This window comes from Micromonospora maritima (assembly GCF_902825405.1).
Classification (GTDB): Bacteria; Actinomycetota; Actinomycetes; order Mycobacteriales; family Micromonosporaceae; genus Micromonospora; species Micromonospora maritima.
In genome coordinates this window covers 1-9490 of record NZ_CADEAU010000197.1, presented here as the reverse complement: position 1 = coordinate 9490, position 9490 = coordinate 1, and the positions used below count along the sequence as shown (strand labels likewise).

Genomic DNA, 9490 nt, shown 5'->3' with positions numbered 1-9490 from the left:
GTCCGGCGCGGACCCGCAGGGCGCGTTGGACGCGGCGGCGGCCGCCCCCGGCGACGTGGCGGCGCAGCTGCTGGCCGCGGACATCGAGGTGCTCAGCGGCCAGGCCGACCAGGCCTACAAGCGGCTGGTCGGGCTGGTCCGCCGGACCGCCGGCGAGGAGCGGGACACGGTACGCCAGCACCTGCTCAGCCTGTTCACGATCGCCGGCCCGGACGATCCCGCCGTGGCCTCCGCCCGACGCGCCCTGGCCAGCGCGCTGTTCTGAGTTCGACGCACACCGTGCGGGCCGGCGCACCGCCGGCCCGCCCGACCACCGAGGACGGGAGCTCATGATGCGCCGGATCGCCGTCCTCGACGCGCCGACAAACCTCGGACTGCGCCCGCCCACGCCCAGCTCCGTGCCGGGCTGCGGCAAGGCCCCCGGGGCGTTGCGCGACCACGGGCTGCTCGCCCGGCTGCGGGCCCGGGACGCCGGCTGCCTCACCCCGCCCCGCTACGACCCCGGCGACTGGCGGCCCGGCGACGGCGTCTGCCACGCCCCGGAGATCTCCGGATACTCCGTGGCGCTGGCCGACCGGATCGGCTCGATCATCGACCGCGGCGAGTTCCCACTGGTGCTCGGCGGGGACTGCTCGGTGCTGCTCGGGTCGGCGCTGGCCATGCACCGGCTCGGCGAGGCGGTCGGCGGGCGGATCGGGCTGGTCTTCGTCGACGGCCACTCCGACTTCCGGCACCCCGGCAACGCCTCCTACGTCGGCGCCGCCGCCGGCGAGGACCTGGCACTGGTCACCGGCCGGGGGCAGCCCGATCTGGCGGCCATCGAGGGGCGACGGCCCTACTTCCGCGACATCGACGTGGTGGTGCTCGGCATCCGCGCGCAGGACGAGTACCGCCTCGACCTCCAGGCCGCCGGCATCACCACCCGTCCGGTGCCCGCGTTGCGCGCCGAGGGCGCGGCCCGTACCGCCCAATGGGCACACGAGCAGCTCGTCGACTGCGCCGGCTACTGGGTGCACATCGACGTCGACGTGCTCGACCCGGCCGTGATGCCGGCCGTGGACGCGCCCGACCCGGGCGGCATCGCCTTCGCCGAGCTGGAGATCCTGCTCGCCGGGCTGGTGGACACCCCGCACTGCCTCGGCGTCGAGCTGACCGTCTTCGACCCCGACTACGACCCGGACGGCGCGTACGCGGCGGAGATCGTGAACACCGTGGTGGCCGGGCTCGCCCCGGTGGTGGCCCCGGGTGCCGTACCGCCCCGGCTTCTTCCGGCCGCGCCCCCGGCGCCCCGCGCCGGCAACGGCCGGCCGGCACGGGACGCGCTGCCCGCCCCGGTGGCCGTACCGGCCCCCGCCGTGGCCGTCGAGCCGATCGGCCCGATTCCCACCGCCGACGGGGACGGAAGGGACGAATTCGACGCCGGTCCGTCGGTCGAGACCGTCGGCGACGACCCGTTGGGGCCGGGCCGCCTGAGACGGCCGTCGGTCGAGGTCGACGAACCGGCCGACGCAACGCCCCACGAACCGGGCGTCGACCGGTCGGGCATCGACATCACCTGAGAACGCCGGGCCCGCAGGCTCAGCGGGCGAGGCCGCGCAGGAAACGCTCGGCGATCGGCACCGCGCTCGCGGTGCTCGACCCGCCCTGCTCGACGAAGACCGCGAACGCCACGTCGCCCTGCCAGCCGACGAACCAGGCGTGGGTGTGCGCCGGGTTGTCGTCGTACTCCGCGGTGCCGGTCTTGCCGTGCACCGGCTCGCCGGGCACCTTGGCCAGCGCGGCGCCGGTGCCGGCGGTGACCACGCCACGCATCATCGTCTTCAGCGCGGCGACGGACTCCGGCTTGAGCGCCGGACCGGCCGGGGCGGGCTTCGCGGGCGCCGGGTCCAGCAGCAGTCTCGGCTGCTCCCAGCGGCCCCGCGCCACCGCCGCGGTCGCGCCGGCCATCGCCAGCGGGCTCACCACCGTGGTGCCCTGGCCGATCGCGGCGGCGGCCTGCTCGGTGCGCCCCCCGTTCGCGGAGACCTTGCCGGTGAACACGTCCGCGCCGAGGTCCCAGTCGGCCTCCAGGCCGAGCGTACGGCCCGCCTGCGCGAGTCCGTCCGGGCCGAGCTTCGGCGCCAGCGCGGTGAAGGCGGTGTTGCAGGACTTGGCGAAGTCGGTGGCGAACGGCACCGCGCCCAACTCGAAGTTGTCGGAGTTCTTGAAGATCCGCCCGTCGACCTCGGACGTCTTCGGGCAGTCCACGGTCGTCTGCGGGGTCACCGCGCCCCGGTCGAGCAGGCCCAGCGCGCTGACCATCTTGAACGTCGAGCCCGGCGGCACCTGGGCGGTGAAGGCGAGGTTCTCGCCGGCCGCGCCGGGCCCGTTCGCGGCGGCCAGCACCGCGCCGTCGCTGATCCGCACCGCGACCAGCGCCGAACGGCGGGTCTGGCCGCGCAACGCGTCGTCGGCCGCGTTCTGGGTGGCCACGTCGAGCGTGGTCTTCACCGGCTGCCCGGCCTTCGGGTCGCTGCGGAACAGTTCGGCGCCCGTCGGTTCGGTGGCCCCCTCCGGGGTGAGCCGCTCGGTGATCACGGTGATCCCGGGGACGCCGCGCAGGCGCTCGTCGTAGCGGCCCTGGAGACCGCCGTGGCCGACCAGGTCGCCCCGGACGTACCGGTCGGGATGGGCCTCGAGGTCGTCGGCCTGGGCCGGGTCGACCGAGCCGAGCAGCGCCCGGGCGAACTCCCGGGTCGGGGCGAGCATCATCGTGTCGGTGGGGAACCGGGTGCCGGGCAGCTCGTAGATCCGCGGCTTGATCTGCCGGTAGGCCTCGTCCCGCAGCGTCACCACCTCGACCACCGCGTCCCGATCCGCCTGCTTGAGGCGCTTGGGCAGGTCAGTGAGGTCGACCGGCGGGTTCAGCGCGGGTCGCACCGCCTTGAACGCGGCGTCCAGCCGGCGCACCAGGCCGGGTACGTCCCTGACCTCGCCCGGGGCGATCTGCACCCGCACCACCGGGCGGGGCGTGACGACCGGCTTACCCGCGGCGTCCAGCACGCCGGCCCGCGGTGCCGCCTCCCGGCGCAGGGCGAGGCGGTCGCCCTCCTCCAGCTTCTCGTGCACCACGGCCGGTTCCCAGATCACCTGCCACTTGTCGTCCCCGCCGCGCTTGAGGCGCAACGGGTTGTCGTAGGTCCAGCGGGCGCCGGCGGGCAGTGGCCAGGTCAGCCGCACCCGGGCGGTGGCGATGTCGCCCTTGGTGGTGATCTCGCCGGTGCGCTCCAGCGACGGCGGGGCGGCGGCCAGCTCGCCGGAGAGCGTCTTGAGCCGCTTCGCCACCTCGTCGGCCGGCAGCCGCGCGCCGGTCGCCTCGACGAAGCCGACCGCGCGCAGGTCTCCGGAGTGCCAACCGCTCAGGAACGCGTCGACCGCCTGCTCCGGCCCGTCCTCGCCGGAACAGGCGGACAACCCGCCGGTCGCCATCAGGACGGCGGCGGCCGCCGCGACCAGGCGGTGACGGGTGTGACGGTGGGGGCGGACGGGGTACGACACGGGCATGAAGCGGTCCCTCCGGTGCTCAACTGCCCTGCACGCTAGTACGACGCGCGGCTCCCCACCGCCCCGCGCCCGCGTGTGGCGGGGTGACACGCGGCGCGTGGCAGTGTGATGAACATCGCCAGTCGGGGTACTCCGCGACCGGCCGACCACGTACCCGCAACGGGTGAAAGGACAAAGTCCCGATCCGGACGTCCGGCCGGTGGTCCGCCGACGAAGGGGCACAACGGCAGGGCCTAGGCTGGGCGGCAGAGTGACCCACAACGCGGTGGGTCGAGGGGAGTGGCACCGATGGACCGGCGTCCGGCGATCAAACCGGGACCCGACCTCCGGCAGGCTGACACCGGCCGGGACGATGACAGCTTCGATTCGGCGACCGACGGGGACGGTTACGGCCGTCTCGACACAGGAGTGACCGGGATGACCGGTTCCAGCATCGACACCCTCTACGACCTGGGTCTGCCCGCGCAGGCGCTGGCCGACGAGTCGGAGGACGCCGAGCTGGACGAGCCCGTACCCAACGCGGAGCGCCTGGTCGCCCAGGCGGTGGCGTTGGCCGGCGACGACCACGACGCGGCCACCCTGGTGGACCGGTTCTGGCGGTTCGCGCCGGACGAGGAGTTGATCGGCTTCACCGCCGAGGAGATGCTGGCGGCGGCCCGGGCCCACCGGGACCTGGCCCAGCAGCGGGTTCCGGGCGAGTTGAAGCTGCGTATCCACGAGCCCGACGCCGAGCAGCACCACACGGTCGTCGAGATCGTCACCGACGACATGCCGTTCCTGGTCGACTCGGTCACGGCGCTGCTGAACTCCCGCCACCTCGACGTGCACCTGCTGGTGCACCCGCTGGTCGTGGTGCGGCGCGAGCCGCTGGGCCGGCTCACCGAGGTCTCCGCCGACGTGGAGCCGGACGACGCGATCGCCGGTGACCTGGTCGAGAGCTGGATGCGGATCGAGATCGACCCGGTCCGCGACCCGGCCGAGCGGGAGGCGCTGCGCCGCGAGTTGCAGCGGGTGCTGACCGACGTGCGGGAGGCCGTCGAGGACTGGCCCAAGATGCGGCAGCGGGCGCTGGCACTCGCCGACGAGCTGGCCGCCGCCCGCACGTCGGACAACCGGCCGCCGGTGCCGGAGAAGGACATCACCGACTCGGTGGAGCTGCTGCGGTGGCTCGCCCACGACCACTTCACGTTCCTCGGCTACCGCGAGTACCGACTCGTCGACACCGACGGGACGAGCGGCGGGGGGCAGGCGCTCGAAGCCGTCCTCGGCACCGGGCTGGGCATCCTGCGCTCGGACTCGCCGGAGGCCCGGTCGCTCAACTCGATGACGCCCGAGGCGCACGAGAAGGTGCTGGAGAAGCGCCTGCTCATCATCACCAAGGCCAACTCGCGGGCCACCGTGCACCGGTCGGCCTACCTGGACTACATCGGCTTCAAGATCTTCAACGACGCCGGCGAAGTGGTCGGGGAGCGCCGTTTCCTCGGCCTGTTCTCCACCGCCGCGTACCGGACCAGCGTGCAGGAACTACCGGTGGTGCGCCGCAAGGTCGCCGAGGTGCTGGACCGCTCGGGCCTGAGCCTGCGCAGCCACTCCGGCAAGGACCTGCTCCAGATCCTGGAGACCTACCCGCGCGACGAGCTGTTCCAGATCAAGACCGACGACCTCTACCACGCGGTGATCGGCGTGCTCCGGATGGCCGGCCGCCGGCAGCTGCGGGTGTTCCTGCGCCGCGACGCGTACGGGCGGTTCATCTCCTGCCTGATCTACCTGCCGCGGGACCGGTTCACCACCCAGAACCGGCTGCGCATGCAGGACATCCTGCTGCGCGAGCTGAACGGCGTGGGCGTCGACTACACCACCCGGGTGACCGAGTCGATGCTGGCCCGGGTGCACTTCATCGTCCGCACCGACCCGAACGACCCGCCGGGCGAGATCGACGCCGACCTGCTGGCCGAGGAACTGGCCGACGCCACCCGGCTCTGGGACGACGACTACCGGCTGGTGCTGGAGCGCAAGCTCGGTGACGAGCAGGCCAAGCACCTGTTCAGCCGGTACGCCGACGCGTTCCCGGAGGGCTACAAGGACGGGCACACGCCGTACGAGGCGATGAAGGACCTGGCCAAGCTGGAGCTGCTGGAGGAGCCGGGCCAGCTGGAGATGCACCTGTTCCGCAAGCAGTTGGCGCCCCGCCCCTACGCCGCCGGCCGCGCGGCCGAGGCCGACGAGGCCATGGACGTGCGGTTCAAGGTCTACCGGTACGGCGAGCCGATGATGCTCTCCGCCGTGCTGCCGGTGCTGCACTCGCTCGGCGTGAAGGTGGTCGACGAGCACCCGTACGAGGTGGAGCGCGTCGACGGCAAGATCTGGCTCTACGACTTCGGCCTGGAGCTGCCCGAACGGCACCAGGACCTGGCCGAGGTGCGGCCGCACGTGGAGAACGCGTTCGCCGCCGCCTGGCGGGGCGAGGCCGAGGTGGACGGCTTCAACGAGCTGGTGCTGCGGGCCGGGCTCACCTGGCGGCAGGTGGTGGTGCTGCGGGCGTACGCGAAGTACCTGCGGCAGGCCGGCACCGTGTTCTCCCAGGAGTACATGGAACAGACCTTCATCGCGTACCCGCGGATCGCCGGGCTGCTGGTGGAGCTGTTCGAGACCCGGTTCGCGCCCGGGTCGACCACGCTGGACGAGCGCCGGCAGCGCAGCGGCGAGCTGGTCGAGGCGATCGGCGAGGCGCTGGACGAGGTGGCCAGCCTGGACCAGGACCGGATCCTGCGCGCCTACCTGACGCTGATGCAGGCGACGCTGCGCACCAGCTTCTACCAGAAGCCGGTGGGCGGGCGGCCGAAGGCGTACGTGGCGTTCAAGCTGGACCCGCAGGCGATCCCGGACCTGCCGGCGCCCCGGCCCAAGTTCGAGATCTTCGTCTACTCGCCCCGGTTCGAGGGCGTGCACCTGCGGTTCGGGTCGGTCGCCCGGGGTGGCCTGCGCTGGTCCGACCGGCGCGAGGACTTCCGCACCGAGGTGCTCGGCCTGGTCAAGGCGCAGATGGTGAAGAACGCGGTGATCGTGCCGGTGGGCGCGAAGGGCGGCTTCGTGCTCAAGCAGAAGCCGGGCGACCGGGACGAGGCGGTGGTCTGCTACAAGGAGTTCATCTCCGCGCTGCTCGATGTCACCGACAACATCGTCAGCGGCGAGATCGTGCCGCCGGTCGACGTGGTCCGGCACGACGGCGACGACCCCTACCTCGTGGTGGCGGCGGACAAGGGCACGGCCACGTTCTCCGACATCGCCAACGAGATCTCCACGGCGCACAACTTCTGGCTGGGCGACGCGTTCGCCTCCGGCGGCTCCGCCGGCTACGACCACAAGAAGATGGGCATCACCGCCCGGGGCGCCTGGGAGTCGGTGAAGCGGCACTTCCGCGAGCTGGGCCACGACACCCAGACCCAGGACTTCACCGTGGTCGGGGTCGGCGACATGTCCGGTGACGTGTTCGGCAACGGGATGCTGCTGTCGAAGCACATCCGGCTGCTCGCCGCCTTCGACCACCGGCACATCTTCCTCGACCCGGACCCGGACGCGGCCCGCTCCTGGGACGAGCGCAAGCGGCTGTTCGACCTGCCCCGGTCGTCGTGGGAGGACTACGACGCGCAGCTGATCTCGGCCGGCGGCGGGATCTACCCGCGTACCGCGAAGTCGGTGCCGATCACGCCGCAGGTGCGCGCGGTGCTCGGCCTCGACGACGACGTCACGCAGCTCAGTCCGCAGGAGCTGATGAAGGCGATCGTCACCGCGCCGGTGGACCTGTTCTGGAACGGCGGCATCGGCACCTACGTCAAGGCGTCGACGCAGACCAACGCCGAGGTCGGGGACAAGTCCAACGACGCCATCCGGGTGGACGGCAAGAGCCTGCGCTGCCGGGTGGTCGGCGAGGGCGGCAACCTGGGCTTCACCCAGCAGGGCCGGATCGAGTACGCCGCCGGCGGCGGCCGCATCTACACCGACTTCATCGACAACGCGGCCGGGGTGGACTGCTCCGACCACGAGGTGAACATCAAGATCCTGCTCAACACGGCGGTCGCCGACGGCGAGCTGGACCGGCCGGAGCGCGACGAGCTGCTGGCCCAGATGACCGACGAGGTCGCCGACCTGGTGCTGCGGGACAACTACGACCAGGCCCGGGCGCTCAACAACGCCCAGGCCCAGGCCGCCTCGCTGCTCCCGGTGCACCGCCGCATGATCAACGAGCTGGAGCGCTCCGGTGCGCTGGACCGGGCGCTGGAGGCGCTGCCGCCGGACGAGGAGCTGGCGGTCCGCGCCGAGAACGGGCTGACCGCGCCGGAGTTCGCGGTGCTGCTCGCGTACGTGAAGATCGTGCTGGAGCGTGAGATCGTCAGCGAGGGCCTGGCGGACGAGGAGTGGACGACCGACGTCCTGGTCAACTACTTCCCGACCCCGCTGCGGCAGCGGTTCGCCGACCGGATGGGCCGGCACCGCCTGCGCCGGGACATCGTCACCACGGTCCTGGTCAACGAGGCGATCAACCGGGGCGGCATCTCGTTCGTCTTCCGGGTGGTCGAGGAGACGGCCGCCTCCGCGGCGGACGTGCTGCGGGCGTACGTGGTGGTCCGCGAGGTGTTCGGGCTGGGCGAGCTGTGGAACGCGGTCGAGTCGCTGGACAACAAGGTCTCGCCCGAGCTGCAGACCGCCGTCTACCTGGACACCCGGAGGCTGCTCGACCGCGCGGTGCGCTGGCTGGTGACCAACCGGCGCTCGCCGATCGACGTGCCGGCGGAGATCGCCCGGCTGCGCGACGGGGTGGCCCGGCTCCTGCCGGACCTGGAGCACCTGTTCTGGGGCACCGAGCGGGAGGCGATCGCGGCGCACATCGAGTCGCTCGTCGGCAAGGGGCTCCCGCGGGACCTGGCCGAGCAGGCGACCCGCCTGATGTACAGCTTCGGCCTGCTCGACATCGTCGAGACCGCGCAGACGACCGGGCGGGACGTGGGCGAGGTGGCCTCGGTCTACTTCGTGCTCTCCGACCGGTTCCGGGTCGACGCGCTGCTGTCGAAGATCTCCCTGCTGCCCCGGGAGGACCGCTGGCAGACGCTGGCCCGGATGGCGCTGCGCTACGACCTGTACGCCGCGCTGGCCGCGCTCACCGCGGAGGTGCTCGGGTCCACCTCGGACAGCCTCCCGCCGGTGGAACGGGTGCAGGAGTGGGAGCAGGCGAACGCGACCTCGATCCACCGGGCGCACCGGGCGATGGGGGAGTTCGACGAGTCCCGCGCCGACCTGTCCGCGCTGTCCGTGCTGCTGCGTCAGATCCGTACCCTGGTGCGGACCTCGGCGGCGGCCTGACGGCTCCGGTCCGCGCGTGGCCCGGTGGTCGGGGAACCGACCGCCGGGCCACGGCCGTTCGCGGCTACCCGGTCATCCGGGCGTAGACGACGATGTTGTTCAGGTAGCTGCCGGCGGTCCGGTCGAACGCCCCGCCGCAGGTGACCACCCGCAGGCCGGGCACGTCGGACGGACCGTAGACCTGCTCCGCCGGAAAGGCGGTCTTCGGGTACGAGCGGACCTCGTCCACGGTGAACGTGGCGGTGGAGCCGTCCTGCCGGGTGATGGTGACGGTGTCGCCCGGCACCAGCGCACCCAGGTTGAAGAAGACCGCCGGGCCGAGCTGGGCGGAGTCGACGTGCCCGACGACCACGGCGTTGCCGACCTCGCCGGGGCTGGCGCCGGGGGAGTACCAGCCGGCCTTCATCGCCTGGTCCAACGGGGGCACCTGGACCGTGCCGTCCGGGTTGGTGCCGAGCGTCATGATCTCGGCGGACACCCCGATCCGGGGGATGGAGATGGTGGTCGGCGCCGAGCGGGGCAGCGCCGCCGGTGCGGCGACCGGCGAGCCGGGCACGGCCGGCGTGGTCGGCGTGGCGCCGGCGGGGCC

Annotated in this window: 5 protein-coding genes; 3 read left to right on the top strand and 2 right to left on the bottom strand. The window is 72.8% G+C overall.

All coding sequences use genetic code 11. The features are described 5' to 3' along the window. On the top strand, positions 1-265 hold a 265-nt coding region (locus HUW36_RS18075; protein ID WP_174529252.1), incomplete at its 5' end, for a tetratricopeptide repeat protein. Positions 266-329: 64 nt separating this feature from the next. Next, entirely contained in the window at positions 330-1559 is a 1230-nt protein-coding gene (locus tag HUW36_RS18070; RefSeq protein WP_246248212.1) for an arginase family protein, read from the top strand. A 19-nt stretch (positions 1560-1578) separates the two neighbouring features. Here the strand turns inward: HUW36_RS18070 and HUW36_RS18065 are convergent, their stop codons facing one another. Continuing rightward, the gene (locus tag HUW36_RS18065; RefSeq protein WP_174529251.1) at positions 1579-3543 is read right to left on the bottom strand and encodes a penicillin-binding transpeptidase domain-containing protein; all 1965 of its coding nucleotides are present in this window, start codon (positions 3541-3543) and stop codon (positions 1579-1581) included. Between the two features lie 288 nt (positions 3544-3831). Between HUW36_RS18065 and HUW36_RS18060 the strand changes: the two genes are divergently transcribed. Further along, entirely contained in the window at positions 3832-8901 is a 5070-nt protein-coding gene (locus HUW36_RS18060; RefSeq protein WP_174529250.1) for an NAD-glutamate dehydrogenase, read from the top strand. Between the two features lie 64 nt (positions 8902-8965). Here the strand turns inward: HUW36_RS18060 and HUW36_RS18055 are convergent. Further along, the coding region (locus tag HUW36_RS18055; RefSeq protein ID WP_174529249.1) for a class F sortase at positions 8966-9490 on the bottom strand (525 nt) is incomplete at its 5' end.

What these genes read in the sequence shown, in the direction of transcription:
- HUW36_RS18070 (WP_246248212.1), top strand. Translation starts at nt 330, where the DNA reads ATGATGCGCCGGATCGCCGTCCTCGACGCGCCGACAAACCTCGGACTG.
- HUW36_RS18065 (WP_174529251.1), bottom strand. Translation starts at nt 3,543, where the DNA reads ATGCCCGTGTCGTACCCCGTCCGCCCCCACCGTCACACCCGTCACCGC.
- HUW36_RS18060 (WP_174529250.1), top strand. Translation starts at nt 3,832, where the DNA reads ATGGACCGGCGTCCGGCGATCAAACCGGGACCCGACCTCCGGCAGGCT.